General features: G+C 70.8%; 16 protein-coding genes. 10 read left to right on the top strand and 6 right to left on the bottom strand.

The window, feature by feature from the left end:
* Positions 1–135 precede the first annotated feature (135 nt).
* The 4 genes from M2157_RS15910 to M2157_RS15895 are packed head-to-tail and all read right to left on the bottom strand — an operon-like array spanning position 136 to position 7,274.
* On the bottom strand, positions 136–1,914 hold the full coding sequence (locus M2157_RS15910) for an ABC transporter ATP-binding protein (RefSeq protein WP_280862482.1): 1,779 nt from the start codon (positions 1,912–1,914) through the stop codon (positions 136–138).
* Positions 1,911–3,602 carry an ABC transporter ATP-binding protein gene (locus tag M2157_RS15905; protein ID WP_280862481.1) on the bottom strand — a complete coding sequence of 564 codons (1,692 nt, stop codon included), beginning with the start codon at positions 3,600–3,602 and terminating at the stop codon, positions 1,911–1,913. Before M2157_RS15905 ends, M2157_RS15910 begins: the two co-directional genes overlap by 4 nt.
* A 16-nt stretch (positions 3,603–3,618) precedes the next feature.
* The gene (locus M2157_RS15900) at positions 3,619–5,478 is read right to left on the bottom strand and encodes an ABC transporter ATP-binding protein (RefSeq protein WP_280862480.1); all 1,860 of its coding nucleotides are present in this window, start codon (positions 5,476–5,478) and stop codon (positions 3,619–3,621) included.
* A complete protein-coding gene (locus M2157_RS15895) occupies positions 5,475–7,274 on the bottom strand; it encodes an ABC transporter ATP-binding protein (RefSeq protein WP_280865550.1) in 1,800 nt (599 codons plus the stop codon). Before M2157_RS15895 ends, M2157_RS15900 begins: the two co-directional genes overlap by 4 nt.
* Before the next feature lie 183 nt (positions 7,275–7,457).
* Between M2157_RS15895 and M2157_RS15890 the strand changes: the two genes are divergently transcribed.
* Genes M2157_RS15890 through M2157_RS15875 form a run of 4 tightly spaced genes read left to right on the top strand, consistent with a single transcriptional unit; the run spans position 7,458 to position 10,983 of the window.
* A complete protein-coding gene (locus tag M2157_RS15890) occupies positions 7,458–8,363 on the top strand; it encodes an ABC transporter ATP-binding protein (RefSeq protein WP_280865549.1) in 906 nt (301 codons plus the stop codon).
* Positions 8,360–9,094 (top strand): ABC transporter permease, encoded by a 735-nt coding sequence (locus M2157_RS15885; protein ID WP_280865548.1) that lies wholly within the window; start codon positions 8,360–8,362, stop codon positions 9,092–9,094. Before M2157_RS15890 ends, M2157_RS15885 begins: the two co-directional genes overlap by 4 nt.
* A gap of 25 nt (positions 9,095–9,119) precedes the next feature.
* Positions 9,120–10,364, top strand: a complete 1,245-nt coding sequence (locus M2157_RS15880) for a sensor histidine kinase (protein WP_280865547.1) — start codon at positions 9,120–9,122, stop codon at positions 10,362–10,364.
* A complete protein-coding gene (locus M2157_RS15875; protein ID WP_280862475.1) occupies positions 10,354–10,983 on the top strand; it encodes a response regulator transcription factor in 630 nt (209 codons plus the stop codon). The genes M2157_RS15880 and M2157_RS15875 overlap by 11 nt, the downstream gene beginning before the upstream one ends.
* Positions 10,984–11,011: 28 nt before the next feature.
* Here M2157_RS15875 and glgX read toward each other — a convergent pair whose 3' ends face one another.
* A complete protein-coding gene (glgX, locus tag M2157_RS15870; RefSeq protein ID WP_280865546.1) occupies positions 11,012–13,249 on the bottom strand; it encodes a glycogen debranching protein GlgX in 2,238 nt (745 codons plus the stop codon).
* 263 nt (positions 13,250–13,512) lie between these two features.
* Between glgX and M2157_RS15865 the strand changes: the two genes are divergently transcribed.
* The 6 genes from M2157_RS15865 (at position 13,513) to M2157_RS15840 (ending at position 19,766) form a co-directional block, all read left to right on the top strand.
* Positions 13,513–14,745 carry an Ig-like domain-containing protein gene (locus M2157_RS15865; protein WP_280862473.1) on the top strand — a complete coding sequence of 411 codons (1,233 nt, stop codon included), beginning with the start codon at positions 13,513–13,515 and terminating at the stop codon, positions 14,743–14,745.
* A gap of 162 nt (positions 14,746–14,907) precedes the next feature.
* Positions 14,908–16,146, top strand: a complete 1,239-nt coding sequence (locus M2157_RS15860) for an Ig-like domain-containing protein (RefSeq protein ID WP_280862472.1) — start codon at positions 14,908–14,910, stop codon at positions 16,144–16,146.
* Between the two features lie 77 nt (positions 16,147–16,223).
* On the top strand, positions 16,224–16,991 hold the full coding sequence (locus tag M2157_RS15855) for an enoyl-CoA hydratase-related protein (RefSeq protein ID WP_280865545.1): 768 nt from the start codon (positions 16,224–16,226) through the stop codon (positions 16,989–16,991).
* 262 nt (positions 16,992–17,253) lie between these two features.
* Positions 17,254–17,757, top strand: coding sequence for an ATP-binding protein (locus tag M2157_RS15850; protein ID WP_280862470.1), 504 nt, complete (start codon positions 17,254–17,256; stop codon positions 17,755–17,757).
* 42 nt (positions 17,758–17,799) lie between these two features.
* Positions 17,800–18,531, top strand: coding sequence for a polysaccharide deacetylase family protein (locus M2157_RS15845; RefSeq protein ID WP_280865544.1), 732 nt, complete (start codon positions 17,800–17,802; stop codon positions 18,529–18,531).
* Positions 18,532–18,545: 14 nt separating this feature from the next.
* Positions 18,546–19,766 carry a hypothetical protein gene (locus M2157_RS15840; RefSeq protein ID WP_280868209.1) on the top strand — a complete coding sequence of 407 codons (1,221 nt, stop codon included), beginning with the start codon at positions 18,546–18,548 and terminating at the stop codon, positions 19,764–19,766.
* Here M2157_RS15840 and M2157_RS15835 read toward each other — a convergent pair.
* The gene (locus M2157_RS15835; RefSeq protein ID WP_280862468.1) at positions 19,737–20,417 is read right to left on the bottom strand and encodes a GNAT family N-acetyltransferase; all 681 of its coding nucleotides are present in this window, start codon (positions 20,415–20,417) and stop codon (positions 19,737–19,739) included. The genes M2157_RS15840 and M2157_RS15835 overlap by 30 nt on opposite strands.
* Between the last annotated feature and the right edge of the window lie 147 nt (positions 20,418–20,564).

The following is a 20,564-nucleotide window of genomic DNA, read 5'->3' as shown; positions in this document are numbered from 1 at the left end:
GATCAGAACACAGCGAGAGATCTGTGAGGTTGCTGTGAAGCGGCCGTGGGAAGCCTGGCACCGGAAAGCCCGTACTGTCAGGAGCGCGTCAGGAACTTGGCCGGAAATCGTTCGTTGTCCGGGAGTTCATGTTCGCTATACGGACTTTCCACCCTGGTCGGACACCGAGGGCCGGTCCCCGTGCCACGACCCCCACAGCGCCGCGTAGGCCCCGTCCGCCGCCACCAGCTCCTCATGCGTACCGAGCTCGGTCAGCAGGCCGTTCTCCATCACCGCCACCCGGTCCGCGTCGTGCGCCGTGTGCAGCCGGTGCGCGATCGCGATGACCGTGCGTCCTTCGAGTACGGCGGCCAGGGCGCGCTCGGTGTGCCGCGCGGTCGTGGGATCGAGGAGCGCGGTCGCCTCGTCGAGGATCAGGGTGTGCGGGTCCGCCAACACCACCCGGGTCAGGGCGAGTTGCTGCGCCTGAGAGCCGTCCGTACGGCAACCGTCCTCGCCGAGCGCGGTGTCGAGCCCCTCGGGCAGCTCCCGCACCCACCCGTCGGCTCCCACGGCGGTCAGGGCGGCCCACAACTCCTCGTCCCCGGCGCCGGGTTCGGCGATGAGGAGGTTGTCGCGGACCGTGCCCAGGAAGACGTGGTGCTCCTGGGTGACCAGGACGACCTGGCGGCGCAGCTGCTCGGGGTCGAGGCCGACGACGGGGACCCCGCCGACGGTCACCGAGCCGGAAGTCGGCGCGTCGACCCCCGCGAGCAGCCTGCTCAGGGTGGTCTTCCCGGCGCCGGACGGGCCCACGACGGCAAGGCGTTCACCGGGGCGCACGGTCAAGTCGACGCCGTGCAGGACCTCCCCGCCGCGGCCGTAGGAGTAGCGCACGGCGGTGACGTCGATGCGGTCGTCGGCGGGGGTGGGGGAGTTCTCGACGGAGGCCCGCGGGGCCGCGGCGAGGCCCTCCACGCGGGCGAACGAGGCGCCGCTGGACTGGAGTTGCTCGACCCGCACCAGGATCTGGTCGAGCGGGTTGACCAGTTGCTGGAGATACAGGGCGGCCGCCACGACCGAGCCGAGGCTCATCACGCCCTGCGCGTGCAGCATGCCGCCGACCAGGAGCACACCGGCCACGGGCAGGATGTACGCCACCTCCACCACAGGGAAGAACACACTGCGCAGGTAGAGGGTGTAGAGGCGGGTGCGGCGGGCCGTGTCGAGGGCGTCCCGGCTCGCCCGGACGCGCCGCTCCTCGAGCCGGAGCGCCTCGACCGTGCGGGCGCCGGACGCCGTGGCCGCGAGGATCTCGGCGACGTCGGAGGTGGCCGCGCCCTCGGCCAGATAGCCGTCCCGCGCTCGCCGCAGATACCAGCGCAGGACGAACCAGATGGGCAGCAGACCGAACACACCGACGGCACCGAGCAGCGGGTCGAGGAAGAACACCGCGGCCAGCAGGAACAGGAACTGCACGGAGTTGATGAGGAGTTCGGGTCCCGCGTCGCGCAGGGTGGTGCCGACGGTCGCGACGTCCGCGGTGCCCCGGGCGGTGAGGTCCCCGGTGCCGGCGCGCTCCACGACGGAGGCGGGCAGGGCCAGGGTGCGCTCCACGAACTCCTCGCGGACGCGGGCGAGGGTGCGTTCGCCGAAGCGGTGACCGACATAGCGGGCCCAGCGGGCGAGGAGCAGCTGCGTGCTCGCGCACACCACGAGGACGAGCGAGAGCCGGTCCACCGCGGCCACGCCCTCACCGGCGCGCACCTCGTCGATGATCCGGCCGAGCAGCCACGGTCCGGCCAGACCGCTGAGGGCGGCGAGTGCGTTCAGGGCGAGTACGGCGGTGAAGGCGCGGGCGTCCTTGCGTATCAGCCGGACGGACGCGCGCCGTACGGCGGCCTGGTCGGCGACCGGGAGGTGGCCCCTGCTCATTTCATGACCTCCGCGTCCCGGGCGACCAGGGCGCGGTATCCCGGTTCCTCGGTGAGGAGTTGCTGGTGGGTGCCGGTCGCCGCGAGTTTGCCGTCGACCAGGTAGAGGACCGTGTCGGCGTGGTCGAGGACGAGGGGGGAGGTGGTGGTGACGGCTGTGGTGCGGCCTTCCCTGGTCTGGCGCAGCCGCTTGGCCACGAGGGCTTCTGTGTGGGCGTCCAGGGCGGAGGTGGGTTCTATGGCCAGGAGGATTTCCGGGTCGGCGAGGAGGGCCCTCACCAGTCGGATGCGTTGACGCTGGCCGCCGGAGAGGTTGCGGGCCTGGGCGTCCATCGGTGAGTCGAGGCCGTCGGGGAGAGCTTGGACGATGTCGTCCGCCACGGCTGCGTGCAGGGCGGCTGCGGGGTCGGAGTCCGCTCCCATGATCACCTCGCGCAGTGTGCCCGCGAACAGGTCGGCCTCGTGGTCCGCCAGCAGGATGTGCTCTCTGATCCGGGGCAGCCGGATCTCGTCCAGCGGCACTCCGCCCCAGGTCGACTGCGACGGGGTGTAGCGCGCCAGGCGGTCCAGGACCGTCGCCGTGTCCGTGGGCCTCGCGCAGGCCAGTGCCGTCAGGCGGCCCGGGAGGATGCTCACCCCCGACTCCGGGTCGTGCAGGACCGACGGTTCCGCCGGGGCGTCCCGTGCACCCCGGTCCTCCAGGGGCTCCAGGCGCAGGAACCGTACGACCCTCCTCGCCGCCACCACGCCCCGGCTGAGCTGGTAGCCGCACTCCACCCAGAACGCCACCGGACCCACCAGGACGGCGACATAGCCGTACACCGCCACCAACTCGCCCACGGTGATCTCCCCTTGGGCGGCCAGGCGGGCCGCGAGCCAGGTGACCACGGCGAGGAACAGGGTGGGCAGGCCCACGCCGAGGGCCTGGACCCAGCTGGTGACCGCGCCGACCCGGTAGCCCTGGGCCCGTAGGTGCTGGCTGTCGCGGTGGAAGGCGTCGGCGACCAGGCCCTTGCCGCCGAGGCCGTTGAGGACGCGCAGGCCGCCCGCGAGGTCGGCGATGCGGGAGGTGAGGACACCCTGGCGGTCGCGGTACTCCGTCTCGGCGCCCTGGAGGCGGGACAGGAAGGGGCCCACGAGGAGAACGATCGCCGGAATGCCGAGCAGGACCACGGCCGCGAGGAGCGGAGAGACCGACACCAGCAGGGCGGCCACCGTCAGATAGGCGACGCACGCGCCGACGCCCGGGCCGACGACGGTCAGGGCCTGGGCGATCGTCTGCACGTCGCCCACCCCGATCGTGACGACCTCCCCGGCCCCGGTCCGGCGCGAGAGGGCGGCGCCGAGGCGGACCGCCTGTCCGACGACCACCTTGACCGTGCGGAAGTTGGCATCCATCCGCACCCGGGTCATCGTGCGGTGCCGCATGATGCTCAGCCAGGCGTTGAAGGAACCGACCGCGAACAGGGCGAAGCACCAGCCGGCGAGCGCCGCCCAGTCGCCCGGCTCCAGGCCCTCGTCGATCGCCTTCGCCATCAGATACGGCGTCGCCGCCAGCAGCACCATCCAGGAGCTGCCCAGCAGCGCCCCGGCGGCGGACCGCCCGGGCTGGCAGCGGACCAGCCACCACAGATACCGCCAGCCGCCCCGGACGTCGGGCGTGCCGGGGTCCTCGTACGCGTCGATCACCTGTCCCCCTGTCGATTCACGCCAGGCTGTCCCGCCAGGCCCGGTGCAGGTCCGCGAACCGGCCCGTGCCCGCGACGAGTTCGGCCGGTGTGCCGTCCTCGACGATCCTGCCGTGCTCCATGACCAGCACCCGGTCGGCGATCTCCACGGTCGACAGCCGGTGCGCGATCACCACGGCCGTACGGCCCTTCAGGACCGTCGCCATCGCGCGCTGCACGGCCCGCTCGCCCGGGATGTCGAGCGAGCTGGTCGCCTCGTCCAGGATCAGCACCGCCGGATCGGCGAGCAGCGCCCGCGCGAACGCCACGAGTTGGCGCTGACCCGCCGAGATGCGGCCGCCGCGCTTGCGTACGTCCGTGTCGTAGCCGTCGGGCAGCAGGCTGATGAAGTCGTGTGCGCCGATCGCCTTCGCCGCCTGCTCGATCTCCTCGCGGGTGGCGTCCGGCCGGCCGATCGCGATGTTCTCGGCGACCGTGCCGGAGAACAGGAACGCCTCCTGCGTCACCATGACCACCCCGCGCCGCAGTTCGGGCACGGCGAGCTCGCGAAGGTCCACGCCGTCCAGGAGGACGCGGCCGTCCGAGGGGTCGTAGAAACGGGCGAGGAGCTTGGCGAGCGTCGACTTCCCGGCGCCGGTCGAGCCGACCACCGCGACCGTCTGCCCGGCGGGCAGGGTCAGATCGAAGCGGGGGAGCACCTCGCCGCCGGTGCGGTAGGCGAAGCGGACGCCGTCGAAGACGACCTCGCGGCCCGGGTGCTGCGACTCGAGGGCCGGGAGCTGCCTGGGTGTCACGGGCTCGGGCACGGTCGGGGTCTGGGCGAGCAGGCCCGCGATCTTCTCCAGGGAGGCCGCCGCCGACTGGTAGGAGTTCAGGAACATCCCGAGCCGGTCGATCGGGTCGTACAGCCGCCGCAGATACAGCACCGCCGCCGCCAGTACACCCAGCTCCAGCGAGTCCTGGGCGACCCGGTAGGCGCCCCACAGCACGATCCCCGCGACGGCCGTGTTGGCGACCAGCCGGGAACTGACGACATAGCGGGCCATCTCCAGCAGCGCGTCGCCGTTGACCCGCTCGTGCCGCTTGTTCAGTACGGCGAAGTCGGCGTCGTTGGCGGCCTCGCGGCGGAACGCGCGCACCGGCCGGATGCCGTTCATCGTCTCGACGAACTTGACGATCACGGCGGCGATCGCGGTCGACCGCTTGCGGTACACCCGGCCCGCGCGCCGCCGGTAGCCCCGCACGAGCAGGTACAGCGGCACGAAGGACGCCACCGCGACCGCGCCGAGGGCGAGATCCAGCCAGAGCAGCAGGGCGGAGATGTAGAGGAAGGACAGGATGACGGTGACGAGTTCCTGCAGGCCTTCATTGAGCAGTTCGCGCAGCGACTCCACGTCCGTCGTCGAACGGGAGATGAGCCGGCCCGAGGTGTAACGCTCGTGGAAGTCGATGCTCAGCGCCTGCGCGTGCCGGAAGATCCGGCCGCGCAGGTCGAGCAGCACGTCCTGGTTGACGCGGGCGGAGACCAGGATGAACGCGTACTGGAGCCCGCCGGAGGCCAGCGCGGACAGCAGATAGCCGGCGCCGACCGCGATCAACGGGCCGCTGTCGTGGTCCCGGAACGCGGGAACCGCGCGGTCGATGGCGTACGCGACCAGCAGCGGGCCCGCCTGCACGGCCGCCTGCTGGAGCAGCAGCAGGAACGTGGTGAGGGTGACCCGCGCTTTCATCGGGGCGAGCAGGGAGCGCAGCAGGAGGGAGGTGGCGCGTGGGGGAGTGGGCAGCCGGTCGCGGTCGAAGGCGTCCATCGCGTCCTGGTGACGGGGGAGTTCCGGTTCGTCGTCCGCCGCGGGGGCGTTGGTGGTGGGGGCCGTCATCGGTTGTCCTCCGCTTCCCCGGTGCCGGACATGAGGTGGGCGTACTCGGCGTTCGTGCGCAGGAGTTCGTGATGCGTGCCCACGGCCGTGATACGGCCGTCGGACAGCAGCGCGACGCGGTCGGCGAGCAGCACGGTCGAGGGGCGGTGCGCCACGATGAGCGCGGTGGTCTCCGCGAGGACGTCGCGCAGCGCGGCCTCCACGGCGGCCTCGGTGTGCACGTCCAGCGCGGACAGGGGGTCGTCGAGGACGAGGAACCTGGGCTTGCCGACCACGGCCCGGGCGAGGGCGAGGCGTTGGCGCTGGCCGCCGGAGAGGCTGAGGCCCTGTTCGCCGACCTGGGTGTCGGTGCCGTGGGGGAGGGCGTGTGCGAAGTCCGCCTGCGCGACGGACAGGGCGCGGTCCAGTTCCTGTTCCTCCATGCCCAGCAGGACGTTGTCCTTGACGCTGGCCGAGAAGAGGGTGGGTTCCTCGAAGGCGACCGCGACGAGGGCGCGCAGCGTTTCCCTCGGCATCGCGGTGATGTCCTCGCCGTCCAGGGTGATGTGGCCGGATGTCACCTCGTGGAGGCGGGGGACGAGCGCGGTGAGGGTCGTCTTGCCGCTGCCCGTCGTGCCGACCAGGGCCATGGATTCGCCTGGGCGGATGTGGAGGTCGATGCGGTCGAGGACGGGTGTGGAGTCCTCGGGGGCGTCGGGGTAGCGGAATCGGACGTTGTGGAACTGGAGGCCATCGTCGTCGGGTGCGGGTTTGTGGGGGCTGGTCGCGCCGTTCCCCGCGCCCCTACGGGGCGCGTCTTCCTGCTCCGGTGATTCACTCATCACCTCGAAATAGCGCTCCGTCGCCGTTGCCGCCTCCTGGGTCATCGCCAGCAGGAAGCCGATGGATTCCACCGGCCACCTGAGCGCAAGTGCCGTCGACAGGAAGGCGACCAACGTGCCCGCCGACAAGTCCCCGTCGGCCACCTGCACGCAGCCCAGAACCAGCGCGGCCCCGATGGCCACCTCGGGGAGGGTGGTGATGACGCCCCAGATCGTGGCCAGCAGGCCCGCCTTGCGCAGCTCGGTTCCCCGCAGCTTCCCGGACAGTTCACGGAACGCCCGCGCCTGGGAACGGTGGCGGCCGAAGCCCTTGATGATCCGGATGCCGAGCACGCTCTCCTCGACGACCGTCGTGAGGTCGCCGACCTGGTCCTGGGCGAGCCGCGCCACATGGTGGTACCGCTTCTCGAAGACCATGCACGTGATCACCACGGGGATGGCCGGACCAAGGATCACCAGCCCGAGCGTCCAGTCCTGGAGCAGCATGATGATCACACCGAGGGTGATCGTCACACTGTTGACCAGCAGGAACGTCAGCGGAAAGGCGAGGAACATCCGCAGGAGCATGAGGTCCGTGGTGGCCCGGGACAGCAGCTGGCCGGACGCCCAGCGGTCGTGGAAGGCCACCGGGAGGCGCTGGAGGTGCCGGTACAGGCCCGCCCGCATCTCCGCTTCGACGTGCGAGAGCGGTCTCGCCACCAGCCATCGCCGCAGTCCGAACAGCAGGGCCTCCGCGAACCCGAGCAGCAGCAGGTACAGCGCGCCGAGCCATACGCCCGCGGTGTCCCCGTCGGCGACCGGGCCGTCCACCATCCACTTCAGGACGAGGGGGATCACCAGCCCCGTACAGGAGGCGAGGATCGCCACGAGCGCGGCGGTGACCAGCCGCGCGCGGGCCGGCCGGACATACGGCCACAGGCGCAGCAGGGTCCTTGCGGCCGATCGGTCCTTGGTGGTTGCACGTGTCGTGGACATCAGCTGCGAGCCTACGGACCGGCACTGACAACGCCCACCGAGTTTTGGCCGGACCGGAATCGGCCGTTGGACCTACGACCTGCATGTTCGAGGGGTCGTACGGCCGCATCCACCGATCGGTTGATGCCGGGTCGAGCGCGACGGGCGATGTGGCGGCGGGGCCCGGCCCGGGACGCTGATGCCATGTCCGTCATCGAAGTCAGCGAACTGCGCAAGTCCTACGGCGGCCGGGCCGTCGTCGACGGTGTCTCCTTCGCCGTCGAGGAGGGCGAGATTTTTGGAATTCTTGGCCCGAACGGCGCCGGGAAGACCACCACGGTCGAGTGCGTCGAGGGTCTGCGGATTCCCGACGGGGGCCGCGTGCGGGTCACCGGTCTCGACCCCGTCGCCGACCACGCGCGCGTGGCCCGCGTCCTCGGCGCCCAGCTCCAGGAGAGCGAACTCCAGGCCAAGCTCACCGTCCGCGAGGCCCTGGAGCTGTACACCGCGTTCCACGACAAGCCCCTCGACTGGCGCCCGCTCGCCGAGCGCCTGGGGCTCACCCAGAAACTCACCACCCGGTTCGGCAAGCTCTCCGGCGGCCAGAAGCAGCGCCTGTTCATCGCGCTCGCGCTCGTCGGCAATCCCCGGGTCGTCGTCCTGGACGAGCTGACCACCGGCCTCGATCCGCGTGCCCGCCGCGACACCTGGGAGCTCATCGAGGACATCCGCGCGAACGGCGTCACCGTCCTGCTCGTCACGCATTTCATGGAGGAGGCGCAGCGGCTCTGCGACCGGATCGCCGTCATCGACAAGGGCCGGATCGCCGCCCTGGACACCCCGGCGGGCCTCATCCACCGTTCGGCGGGCGCCACCGTCATCAGCTTCACCCCGTCCGCCCCGCTCGACACACACGACCTGAACACGCTGCCCGCCCTCGCCTCGATCGAGGACCGGGACGGCCGCCTCACCCTGTCCGGCACCGACGAGACCGTGAACGCCGTGATCACCCTGCTCGCCCGCCGGCACGTCACCGCCCACCAGCTCCGGGTCGTCGACGCCACCCTCGACGACGCCTTCCTCGACCTGACCCAGGAGGCCACGGCATGAACACCGCCGTACTGCGGACCGAGGTCCGGCTCTTCCGCCGCGAACCCGGCGCCCTCTTCTGGATCCTGCTGTTCCCGCCCCTGCTCCTGGTGATCCTCGGCTCGATCCCGTCCTTCCGGAACCACGAAGCCGACCTCGGCGGCCTCAGGACCATCGACGTCTACGTCCCGGTGGCCGTGCTCCTCGGTCTGATCGTCGGCGGCCTGCAGTCCATGCCGCAGACCCTCACCGGCTACCGCGAGCGCGGCATCCTGCGCCGCATGTCCACCACCCCGGTCCGCCCGACCGCCCTGCTCACCGCGCAGATGACCGTCTACGGCGGCGCCGCCCTGGCATCCGCGCTGCTCGCCCTCCTCGTCGGGCGGTTCGCCTTCGCCGTACGACTGCCCCAGCAGCCGGCCGGATACCTGCTGGCCCTGGTGCTGGCCGTGTCGGCCGCCCTCGCGCTGGGCGCGGTGGTCTCCGCGCTGTCCCGGACGACGAAGATCGCCGGTGCCATCGGGTCCGCCGTGTTCTTCCCGGCGATGTTCTGCGCGGGTGTGTGGGCGCCGGTGCAGACCATGCCGGACGTCCTCGCCCGGATCGTCGGGTACACCCCGTTCGGCGCGGCCGCCGAGGCACTGAACCGGGCCGCGGCCGGCGACTGGCCGGGCTGGACCCACCTGGGCGTGCTCGTCGCCTGGACGGTGCTGCTCACGGTCGCCGCGTCGCGCTGGTTCCGCTGGGAGTGAGGGACGGGCCGTGCAGACTGTGGAGATGAACGCGTCGGACGCCAGGATCGACCGGTACTGGGAGCGGCTGCACGTCTGGGGGCCGTACGGGCTGCTCGGCACCAGTGTCGTCCTCGCGGTCGTCTCCGCGGGCATCGTGGACGGCCCCGACGACTGGTATCTCATGGGGGTCCTGGTCGTCGCCGCGATCGTCCTCCAGGCGTGGTGGCACGGCACCCGGCACCGCCGCGTCAGGCGCGGCCGCAGTCCCTCCCGGGCCGGCACCGCGTACTACGCCGTGCGCTGGGCCATCGCCTTCGTGCTGACCTGGATCAACCCGTTCTTCGCGTTCTACGCCGCCGCCGGCTACATGGACGCCGACGAGCTGATCCCGGGCCTGTGGCGGCGGCTCGGACTGTTCGCGAGCGCGGTCACCGTGGCGGGCGCGCAGGCCGGCGGGCTGATGCCGGACAGTACGGCCCAGTGGCTCGGCTTCGCCGCGCTCCTGGCCGCCAACTTCGGTCTCCAGTCGGTGGTCGCCCACATCACCGAGCAGGAGGAGCAGCGCTCCCGCGAGCGGACCTCGACCATCGAGGCCCTGCAGCAGGCGCTCGACGAGAACGCCGCCCTTCACGCCCAACTCCTCGTCCAGGCAAGGGAAGCGGGGGTCGCGGACGAGCGCCGGCGGCTCGCCGCCGAGATCCACGACACCCTCGCCCAGGGCCTGACCGGCATCATCGCCCAGCTCCAGGTGGTCGCGAACACGCCCGACGAGGGCCAGGCCCGCGAGCACGTCCACCGCGCCATGGACCTCGCCCGGCACAGCCTCGGCGAGGCCCGCCGCTCGGTGCACAACCTCGCCCCCGTCGCGCTGGAGCACGACGGCCTGCCCCAGGCCCTGAAGAACACGGTCGCCGACTGGGGCGAACGGACCGGAATCCGCGCCGAGTTCACCGTCGCCGGAACCACCGAGCAGCTTCACGACGAGGTCTCGGCCACCCTCCTGCGCATCGCCCAGGAAGCCCTCCTCAACGCCTCCCGGCACGCCCGGGCAGGCCGCCTCGGCGTCACCCTGACCTTCCTGGGCGACGAGGTCATCCTCGACATCCGCGACGACGGGGTCGGCTTCGACCCCCTCGCCGTTCCGCCCCGCTCCCGCACCGGCGGCTTCGGACTCGACGGCATGCGGGCCCGCGCCGAACGCATCGCGGGCTCCCTCACCGTGGAGTCCGAACCGGGCCACGGCACCGCGTTGTCGGCTCGCGTACCGTTGGTCCGCCATGACCAGTGACATCTCGGTGCTGATCGTCGACGACCATCCCGTCGTACGGGACGGTCTGCGCGGCATGTTCGAGTCAGCGCCCGGCTTCACCGTCCTCGGTGAGGCGGCCGACGGCGTCGAGGCCGTCGAGCGGGCGACCGCTCTCGATCCCGACGTGATCCTGATGGACCTGCGGATGCCGGGCGGCGGCGGGGTGGACGCCATCCGCGAGCTGACCCGCGCCCGGGCCCGCGCGAAGGTCCTCGTCCTGACGACGTACGACACGGACTCCGACACCCTGCCCGCCATCGAGGCGGGTGCGACCGGCTACCTCCTCAAGGACGCCCCGCGCGACGAGCTGTTCACGGCGGTGCGGGCCGCGGCGGCGGGCCGTACGGTTCTCTCCCCGGCCGTCGCCTCCCGTCTGGTCTCCGCGGTGCGCGCCCCCGGCAACGAGCCCCTCTCCGCCCGTGAGCGCGAGGTGCTGGCCCTGGTCGCCAAAGGCACGTCCAACCGTGAGATCGCCCGCGAGCTGTTCATCAGCGAGGCGACCGTGAAGACCCATCTCACCCACCTGTACGCCAAGTTGGGCGTCAAGGACCGCGCGGCGGCGGTCGCGACGGCGTACGAGCGGGGCATCCTCGGCTAGCCACGCAGGCCGGCGCGGACCTGTCGTCTCACCCGGCCACCCGCAGCAGCAGCACCGCCCGCGCCGGAACCGTGATCGACGCCCCCGCCCGGTGCACCACACCCGGCGCCTCCTCCTGCTCCTCCCTCGAGGTGTCGACGACCACCTCGTACCGCTCCGCCCACGGCGGCCCCGGCAGCAGGAAGCTCGCCGGCCGGTCCCCGGCGTGCAGGACGGCGAGGAAGCTGTCGTCCACGATCGGCGCGCCGCGTTCGTCCCGGCCGGGGATGTCCCGCCCCGACAGATACATGCCGAGCGTCCCGGCGGGGGCGTACCAGTCCCGCTCCGTCATCTCCGCGCCGCGAGCCGTGAACCAGGCCAGGTCGCGCAGCCCGTCCGCGGAGTTGGTCCGCCCCGAGAAGAACGCCCGGCGCCTGAGCACCGGGTGCCGGTGGCGCAGTTCGATCAACCGGGCGGTGAGGTCGAACAGGGCCTTCCAGCCGGGGTCCTCCAGCAGACCCCAGTCCACCCAGCTGATCTCGTTGTCCTGGCAGTACGCGTTGTTGTTGCCGCGCTGTGTGCGGCCCAGCTCGTCGCCCGCGACCAGCATCGGCACACCCGTGGACAGCAGCAGCGTGGTGAGCAGGTTCCGCAACTGCCGCCGCCTGAGCGCCCGTACGCGCTCGTCGTCCGTCTCCCCCTCCGTCCCGCAGTTCCAGGCCCGGTTGTCGTCCGTGCCGTCCCGGTTGCCCTCGCCGTTCGCCTCGTTGTGTTTGCGCTCGTAGGACACCAGGTCCCGCAGGGTGAACCCGTCGTGCGCGGTGATGAAGTTGACCGAGGCGTACGGCCGGCGCCCGCCCCAGGCGTACAGGTCGCTGGAACCGGAGAGGCGGTACCCGAGATCCCGTACGTCCGGCAGGGCGCCCCGCCAGAAGTCGCGTACGGCGTTGCGGTAGCGGTCGTTCCACTCCGTCCACAGGGGCGGGAAGGCGCCCACCTGATAGCCCCCGGAGCCCACGTCCCAGGGCTCGGCGATGAGCTTCACGCGCCGCAGCACCGGGTCCTGGGCGATGACCGCGAGGAACGGGGACAGCATGTCGACGTCGTGCATGGAACGGGCCAGCGCGGCGGCCAGATCGAAGCGGAAGCCGTCCACGCCCATCTCCGTCACCCAGTACCGCAGGGAGTCGGTGATCAGCCTCAGGACATGCGGCTGGACCACGTGCAGGGTGTTGCCGCAGCCCGTGTAGTCCGCGTAGCGCCGGGCGTCGGACTGCAACCGGTAGTACCCCCGGTTGTCGATGCCCTTCAGGGACAGCGTGGGCCCCAACTCACCCGCCTCCGCCGTGTGGTTGTAGACCACGTCGAGGATGACCTCGATCCCGGCGGCGTGCAGCGCGCGCACCATGCGCTTGAACTCGCCGACCTGCTGGCCCGTCGTACCGGAGGCCGCGTAGGACGCGTGGGGCGCGAAGTAGCCGATGGAGTTGTAGCCCCAGTAGTTCTTGAGGCCGCGCCGCAGCAGGTGGTCCTCGTGCGCGAACTGGTGGACGGGGAGCAGCTCGACGGCCGTGACGCCGAGTTTCACGAGGTGCTCGATCGCGGCCGGATGCGCCAGCCCGGCGTACGTCCCGCGCAGTTCCTCGGGGATGCCGGGGTGCAGCGCGGTGAACCCCCGCACATGCACCTCGTAGATCACCGAGTCGGCCCACGGGGTCTTCGGGCGGCGGTCCTCGGCCCAGTCGTCGTCATCGTGGACGACCACGCCCTTCGGGACGTACGGCGCCGAGTCCCGGTCGTCCCGTACGGTGTCCGCGACCTGCTGCTGGGGCCAGTCGCGGACATGGCCGTACACCTCGGGCGGCAGGCTGAAGTCGCCGTCCACCGCACGGGCGTACGGGTCGAGGAGCAGCTTCGAGGGGTTCCAGCGGCCGCCGGTCCACGGGTCCCAGCGGCCGTGCACCCTGAAGCCGTAGCGCTGGCCGGGCATGACACCGGGCACGAAGCCGTGCCAGATCTCGTGGGTGAGCTCGGTGAGCCGGGCCCGGGTCTCCTTGCCGTGCGCGTCGAACAGACACAGTTCGACCGCCTCGGCCCCGCCCGCCCACAGCGCGAAGTTGGTCCCCGCCACTCCGTCCGGGCCGACCCGGAACCGGGCGCCCAGCGGCGTCGGCGCCCCGGGCCACACCGGCACGGCGGGCGCCTTGCGCTGCGCACCGTTCACCAGCGCGGCGGGGCGCTCCTCGGCGGCTTCGGTCACCGCCTCCTGCTCGGCTGCGCTGGACACCGGTCGGCCTCCCACGGCTCATGGAGCAACGCGGAAAAGGGCGCACGGCGTCCCGGCCGCGACACCCCCTCGCGTCGTTCTCCCCACTGTTCTGCCCAGCGCTTGCCTCGCACTCACGTTTCCCCGGCAGGGCCGGTGGGCGGACTCTGAGTGGGGAGGGTGAAGAGCGGGGCTCGTGGCCCCCTGCCCGGGGGTGGCGAGGCGGGTGCACGAACGGGCTCGTACTTACGTTTCCCCCGGTGGGCCCGGTCGTTGGGCTGGGTGTGAGGCAGAGACAAGGGCGCGCTCGGCGCGCGGGGGCCGTTCTGGCCGCCGTCATGACATGGGCAGGACTGCTGGCCGGGGCCGCCGGCTGTACGGCGGACGGGGGTGGCGGGATCGGCGGTGTCGGTGGATTCGGGAAGCCTCCCGCGCCCGAGGACGTGATCAGGGTCGCGCCCGACGACGGCACCAAGGGCGTGCCGCCCGAGGAGAGGCTGCGGGTCCGGGTCCCCAGCGGACGCCTCGAGTCGGTCACCGTCGTCAAGTCCCAGGACGCGCAGGACTTCCCGGTGCCCGGCCGTATCTCCGAGGACGGCCTGCGCTGGGAACCCGACGAGGCACAGCTGGCGCTGGCCGCCAAGTACACCGTCGACGCGGTCGCCCTGGACGCCCACGGCCGCCGCTCGGCCCGGCACACGACGTTCACCACTTACGTCCCGGAGGAGCGTTTCATCGGATACGTCAGCCCCGAGAACCGCTCCACCGTCGGCACCGGGATGATCGTCTCCCTGGAGTTCAACCGGGAGATCGAGAACCGCGCCGCCGTCGAACGCGCCGTTCACGTCACCTCGAAGCCGCCCGTCGAGATCCGCCCGCACTGGTTCGGCAACGGCCGCCTCGACTTCCGCCCGGAGCGCTACTGGACGCCCGGCACCCGTGTGACGGTCGCGCTCAGACTCCGTGATGTGGAAGGGTCGTCCGGCGTCTACGGCCTCCAGCACCGGACCTTCTCCTTCACCGTCGGCCGCAGTCAGGTCTCCCTCGTCGACGCGGCCCGGCACACCATGGAGGTCAGGCGGGACGGTGAACTGCTCGCCACCGTGCCGATCACCGCGGGCGCCCCGAAGACGACCACGTACAACGGCAAGATGGTCGTCACCGAGATGCTCGAAGTGACCCGTATGAACAGCCGCACGGTCGGCTTCGGCGGCGAGTACGACATCCCGGACGTCCCGCACGCCCTGCGTCTGACCGACTCCGGCACCTTCCTGCACGGCAACTACTGGGCGCCCACCGCCCCCGGCAGGGTCAATGTCAGCCACGGCTGCGTGGGCCTCAGGGACGTGAAGGGCGGCAGCTCGGACACGCCCGCGGGCTGGTTCTTCGACCGCAGCCTGGTCGGGGACGTCGTCGAGGTCGTGCACAGCAATGACAAAAAGGTCGCTCCCGACAATGGCCTCGGAGGCTGGAATATGGGCTGGAAGGAGTGGAAGGCGGGCAGTGCGGTGAAGTAATCCGACAGGGGGGAGGGTCGGCCCAACTTTCCGTTGAAGTTGGGACGGAATGGTGACCTTGGGCTCACACGATGCTCAAAACTCTGCGGTTAATATTCGCCGACGCGTTCGTGGAACGCGCCGGGGAGCGGGCCTGACCAGGCCCTTCGAGGGGAGAAAGACTTGAACGTGCGACCGATATCGGGGGCGTCGGTTGACGCGCGGGGGCGCGGGGCCAAGGGGCTGCGGGCGCTGATACTCGGCGTTCTGCTGCTGGCCGTCACCGCCTGCGGCGGGGGAGATTCCGGATCCGGTGACGCCAAGGCCGAGAAGGGCGACTCGGCCGCCACCGAGACCAAGCAGTCCGAGGCGGTCGTCTCCATCACCCCGAAGGACGGGGCGAAGTCCGTCGACACCAGCGGCGCCCTCAAGGTCGGTGCCAGCAAGGGCAAGCTGACCGAGGTCCAGGTCAAGGACGCCAAGGGCACCGCGATAGCAGGGAAGATAACCGGCGACGGCGCCTCCTGGACGCCGTCCACCCACCTCGCCTCCGGCACCGCCTACACCGTGCACGCGGTCGCGAAGGACGCCAAGGGCCGTACGGCGGCCGAGGACTCCAGCTTCACCACCCTGACTCCGAAGAACACCTTCACCGGCACGTTCACGCCCGAGGACGGTTCGACGGTCGGCGTCGGAATGCCGTTCTCCATCCGCTTCACCCGGGGCATCACCAGCCCCGCGGACGTCGAGAAGGCCATCACGATCAAGACCTCGCCCGCGGTCGACGTCGAGGGCCACTGGTTCGGCAACGACCGCCTGGACTTCCGTCCCGAGCAGTACTGGAAGGAAGGCACCAAGGTCACCGTCGACCTCAACCTGAACGGCGTCGAGGGCCGCGACGGCGTCTACGGCAAGCAGGACAAGACCGTCTCCTTCACCATCGGCCGCAACCAGGTCTCCGTCGTGGACGCCAAGAAGCACACGATGAAGATCACCCAGGACGGCAGGACCGTCAAGACCATCAAGGTGACCACCGGCAAGCCCGGTTACGACACCTGGAACGGCCAGATGGTCATCAGCGAGAAGCTCGCGGTGACCCGGATGAACGGCGACACCGTCGGCTACGGCGGCGAGTACGACATCAAGGACGTCCCGCACGCCGCCCGGCTGACCGACTCCGGCACCTTCATCCACGGCAACTACTGGGGCGGCGACGCCTTCGGCAACTACAACGCAAGCCACGGCTGCGTGGGCCTGCGTGACGTCAAGGGCGGTTACGACAGCGGTGTCCCGGCCGCATGGTTCTTCAACCACTCGCTGATCGGCGACGTGGTCGTGGTCAAGAACTCCGACGACGCGACGGTCGCGCCGGAGAACGGCCTCAACGGCTGGAACATGTCGTGGGAGAAGTGGAAGGCGTAGTCCGTACGACGATCAGCGGCCCCGGTGTGAGGTACGGCACCGGGGCCGTTGCCGTTAGCCCCCCTTAACCTGCCTGCATGACCGTGAATCTCGAAGTCGCCGAAGGTGTCGGCACCATCCGTCTCGACCGCCCGCCCATGAACGCGCTGGACGTGGCCACCCAGGACCGGTTGAAGGAGCTCGCCGAGGAGGCGACCCGGCGCGAGGACGTGCGCGCCGTGATCCTGTACGGCGGGGAGAAGGTGTTCGCGGCCGGCGCGGACATCAAGGAGATGCAGAACATGGACCACACCGCGATGGTCCTGCGCTCCCGCGCCCTGCAGGACTCGTTCACGGCCGTGGCCCGCATCCCCAAGCCGGTCGTCGCGGCCGTCACCGGCTACGCCCTGGGCGGCGGCTGCGAACTCGCCCTGTGCGCGGACTTCCGGATCGCCGCGGAGAACGCCAAGCTGGGGCAGCCGGAGATCCTGCTCGGCCTGATCCCCGGCGCGGGCGGCACCCAGCGGCTCGCCCGGCTGGTCGGCCCGTCCAAGGCGAAGGACCTGATCTTCACGGGTCGTATGGTCAAGGCCGACGAGGCGCTGACGCTGGGCCTGGTGGACCGGGTCGTGCCCGCCGGTGAGGTGTACACCGAGGCGCACGCCTGGGCGGCCAAGCTCGCGCAGGGACCGGCGATCGCCCTGCGCGCGGCGAAGGAGTCGATCGACACGGGGCTGGAGACCGACATCGAGACGGGCCTCGCGGTGGAACGGAACTGGTTCGCCGGTCTGTTCGCCACGGAGGACCGCGAACGCGGCATGAAGAGCTTCGTCGAGGAGGGCCCCGGCAAGGCGAAATTCCTCTGAACCGCTTGCAATTGACACGGTGTCTGATCCGGGTCCCTCGATGGAGCGGTTTATGGGAGCCTTAACGCAACCTTAAGTCTGCCTTGTCGAGGGGGTCCGTCGATTGCCTCCCAGTAAGCCTCCGCCGCAGGTCAGCAGGGCTGTCGAAGGCACCGAAGTGCCGTTGGCATATGCCGATCGACCCCGTCGGAACGACGCATTCCGGGGGGCGTATTCGTCAGGAACGGCCCCGGAGGGCGCTTTGTGCGGCCATGATGGGGGCATGGCGGGGCTGGAGGGTTTCGAACAGCCGCGGGGAGACGGCCGTACGACGGCGGCGCGCTGGTCTCCGGCGGTCGAGGACGAGCACGCACTTAAGGCGCTCGAACTGTTCGGAAACCCTACCGAGGCCGAGGTCCCGTTGCCCTCCCGGCCGGAGTCCGCGGCGGCCGCGCGGCGCCTGACCCAGGTGATCGTTCTTCGGCACTGGGGGCTCACTCCGAAGATGACCGAGGACGCGGTCTTACTCGTGTCCGAGCTGGTGGGGAACGCGGTGCGCCATACGGGGGCGCGGGTGTTCGGGCTTCGGATGCGGCGCCGTCGGGGGTGGATCCGGATAGAGGTGCGGGATCCGTCCCGGGGGCTGCCCTGTCTGATGCCGGTGCAGGAGATGGATGTCAGCGGACGAGGGCTGTTCCTCGTGGACAAGCTCTCGGACCGGTGGGGCGTGGACTTGCTGCCTCGTGGAAAGACAACCTGGTTCGAGATGCGGGTGGCTGACAGGTAGTCGGTGGGTCGATCAGCGGCATTCTCTGACATAACCACTTAAATGGGACGGGTGACCGCTACCGATCGTCGGGCACTGCTGCTCGCCTCCGCCGGGCTGGCGCTGGCCGCGGGATGTGCGAGCAGCAGTGGTGCCGTCGCCCGTCCAGTCCGTTCCCCCGGCCGAGCCCCCGCTCTCCCCGCCCAGCTCACCCACGGCCCCCGCGACCGCCCCCGTGTCGCCCTCACCTTTCACGGTGACGGTGATCCCGCGACCGCCCGTGCCCTGCTCACCGAAGCCGAGAAGTACGGTGCCCGGATCACTGTCCTCGCCGTGGGCACCTGGCTCGACGCACACCCCGACCTGGCCCGCCGGATTCTCGACGGCGGCCACGACCTCGGCAATCACACCCTCCGCCACCTCGACATCAACGCGATGACCGAGACCGAGGCCAGAGAGGAGATCACCGGGTGCGCGGAGCGGCTGAAGCGGCTCACCGGGTCGATCGGGACCTGGTTCCGGCCCTCCCGCGCACCCGTCGCCGCACCCCTCGTCACGCGGCTGGCCCGGGAGGCCGGCTACCCCCACATCCTCTCCTACGACGTCGACTCCCTCGACTTCACCTCGCCCGGCGCCCCCGTCGTGGCCCGCAAGGTCCTCGCCGAGATCCGCGAAGGGTCCGTGGTGAGCCTGCACTTCGGGTACGCCGACACGGTCGCCGCCCTCCCCGTCGTACTGGAAGAACTCGACCGGCGCGGCCTGGCCGCGGTGACCACCACGGAGCTGTTCAGCTGATGCCTCCCACCTGCATGAAGCGCCACGTCGTGAAGAGCGCCCTGATCGCGGGCGCCGCATTCGTCGTTCTCGCCGCCTGCGGCACCGAGTCCAAGGACGGGCGGGACGAGGCCCTGGGCACCGGGGCCGCCGTCCCCGCCCCGGTGAAACCGGTGCAGAAGCCGGTGCAGAAGCCGGTGCACAAACCGGTGCAGAAGCCCGCTCATGGGCTGCCCGGGATGCCGCCCGTCCTCGATCCGAAGGACGTGTACGCGGCCGACCGCCCCAACAGGCTGTCGCCGGTGGTCAAGGACTTCCCGTCGCGGGTCTATGTGCCCAACACCGAGTCCGACACGGTCTCCGTCATCGACCCGAAGACGTACGAGATCATCGAGACGATCCACGTGGGGCGGCAGCCTCAGCACGTCGTGCCCTCCTGGGATCTGAAGACCCTCTGGGTCAACAACAACCGCGGGCACACCCTCACGCCGATCGACCCGAGGACCGGGAAGGCGGGCAAGCCGGTCGAGGTGCACGACCCGTACAACCTCTACTTCACACCGAACGGCAAGTACGCGGTCGTGATGGCCTCCCTCGACCGCGAGCTCGTCTTCCGCGACCCGCACACCATGGAGCGGGTAAAGACCGTGCCGGTCAGCTGCTACGGCGTCAACCACGCCGACTTCTCCGCGGACGGGAGGTACTTCATCGTGTCCTGCGAGTTCAGCGGTGAGCTGCTGAAGGTCGACACCGAGAACATGAAGGTGATCGGACAGCAGAAGCTCCCCTTCGACGGAGCCATGCCGCAGGACGTCAAGGTCTCGCCGGACGGGAAGCGGTTCTACGTCGCGGACATGATGGCCGACGGGATGTGGGTCCTGGACGGCGACACGTTCGGCAAGCCGACGCTGCTGCCCACCGGCAAAGGCACCCACGGTCTCTACGTCGGCCGCGACTCGCGCGAGATGTATGTCTCCAACCGGGGCGAAGGGACCGTCTCCGTCTTCGACTTCACCCAGAACAAGCTCACCAAGAAGTGGCATCTCCCCCATGGCGGCAGCCCCGACATGGGCGGCGTCTCGGCCGACGGTAAGGTCCTGTGGCTGTCCGGCCGCTACAACTCCGAGGTCTACGCCATCGACACCCGCACCGGCGCGCAGCTGGCCCGCGTCAAGGTCGGCAGCGGCCCGCACGGACTCGCCGTGTATCCGCAGCCCGGGCGGTACTCACTCGGTCACACCGGCATCTTCCGCTGAGCCGCCGAGGACCCGCGGAGCCGTGGCGAGCAGCACCGCCTCCGCGCCCACCGGACGGTAACCGGCCGCCTGGAACGCCCGCATGCTGCGGGCGTTGCCCGGTGAGACCTGAGCCCACAGCGGTTCCGTGACGAGATGCCTGGCCGCCGTCACCAACGCACGCCCCAGCCCCCGGTGCCGTACGTCCTCGTCCACCTCCACCGAGACCTCCAGACGGCCGCCGACCCCGCGCCCCGTCACCAGCACCCCGCCCTCCGCCGTCCAGGCACGGATGTCGTCGCGCCGCCTGCGGGCGTAGGCGACCCGGGGATGGTTCGCGTCCTCGATCTCCTTCAGCGCGAGCGGCGGTCCGCCCGGCAGCGGGTCGGCGACCAGCATCGCGTCGATGGTCTCCGACCTGCGCCCGGTCCGGTCCAGGAAGGCGGTCAGGAACCGCGGGTTCAGCGTCGCGGCCAGCGCGTCGCAGTCCAAGCCGCGCAAAGTGGCGTGGACCCACTCGGGGTCCTCGTCGGTGAAGACGACCGAGTGTGCCGTGAAGGACAGCACGCCCGCGTCCCGGTGGCACTCCTGCGCTACGACCGTGGTGCCGCCGTCCGGCGGGGGGAAGTCGCCGCGGGCCGCCGCGTCGAGAATCTCCCGCAAGGTCTCCATCACACCGCTCCTCGAGTCGCCACCCACTGCAAGGCCCACACTCGCAGACGGGACGGAGGACGGCACCGCGGTTTTCCCCGGGTGGGCGCCGCACCGGAGGTCGGGGCGGGCGGCTAATCTGACCTGCGGCAGCAAGCCGGCAGGACA

The sequence above is a fragment of the Streptomyces sp. SAI-127 genome (assembly GCF_029894425.1).
GTDB lineage: Bacteria > Actinomycetota > Actinomycetes > Streptomycetales > Streptomycetaceae > Streptomyces.
Note: the sequence above shows the minus strand (reverse complement) of the source record. Positions and strands in the feature narration are given on the sequence as shown.